The sequence below is a fragment of the Acinetobacter sp. HR7 genome (genome assembly GCF_000773685.1).
Lineage (GTDB): Bacteria > Pseudomonadota > Gammaproteobacteria > Pseudomonadales > Moraxellaceae > Acinetobacter > Acinetobacter thermotolerans.
Map to the genome: position 1 here is coordinate 1 of NZ_JPQO01000005.1, position 1,171 is coordinate 1,171.

Sequence of the window (1,171 nt, forward strand, 5' to 3'; positions counted from 1 at the left end):
CTGCTCAAGTCCTGAATTTAAACAGCAAGCAATTGATTATGCACTTTCAAACTCGCACGAATCTTTAGCTGCAATTGCCCAGAAATTAGGTGTTGGTTATTCAACATTGGATAAATGGATTCGTGAAATCAATCCGGCGGGTTCAAGCAAACGCCAACTTTCACCAGAACAACAGCGGATTTTAGAATTAGAGAAAGAAGTCAAACAGCTCAGGGAAGCCAATGACATCTTAAAAAAAGCGCATGTGTACTTTCTGACAGATCATGCCAAGAAAAGTACACGGTAATTCAAGATCTGGATGTGAATGAAGTCACTGTATCTTCTGCCTGTAAATGCCTGGGTGTCAGCACTTCAGGCTATTATGCCTGGCGAAAACGCCAGGCCAATCCAGCGCAGAAATATAATGATTTAAAAGCCGTATATTGGCAGCATCATGCACGATTGGGTGCACCTTCATTAGTACATGACATGCATGATTTAGGGTACACCATGAGCGAACGAACCGTTGGAAGAATGCTAAAAAAACTTGGTCTACGGAGCAAGATTGCACGTAAATACAAGCATACGACTGATTCAAAGCATCGTTTGCCTACAGCACCAAACTTGTTAGATCGCCAATTTACAGTCATGCAGCCTAACAAGGTTTGGACAACGGATATTACCTATATCCGTACCAAGCAAGGTTGGCTGTATTTATGTGTGATGCTGGATCTATTTAGTCGTCGTATCGTGGGATGGCAAACCAGTCATCGAATAGACCGCCAATTGGTGTGTGATGCGTTTCATTATTCAATGGCTCGTCAGGGCTATCCAACAGGTGTTATGGTTCATTCGGACCAAGGCAGTCAGTACTGTAGTCGTGATTTTAGAGCACTCTTGCTGACAAATGATTGTATTCAAAGTATGTCTAGACGCGGCCTTGCGCAGTATACTGCTCATGGGATAATGCCGTGACTGAAAGCTTCTTTCATACATTGAAAGGCCATGTGGTGCATGGCAGTGTGTTTGTCACTCGAAAAGAGGCGAATGCGGTCTTGTTTGACTATATTGAGATTTATTACAATCGGGTCAGAAGGCATTCTGCAAACGGTTGGTTAAGTCCAGAAGCCTTTGAACAGAAATATATTAAAAGTTTAGAGGGATCGATTGTCCACGATACTGTCTAGGATCA

At 42.8% G+C, this 1,171-nt stretch carries 1 pseudogene; it reads left to right on the forward strand.

Annotated elements, in window-relative coordinates:
* Positions 1–1,166 (forward strand): annotated as a pseudogene (locus GW12_RS15220) (IS3 family transposase); the annotation flags it as partial.
* Positions 1,167–1,171 lie beyond the last annotated feature (5 nt).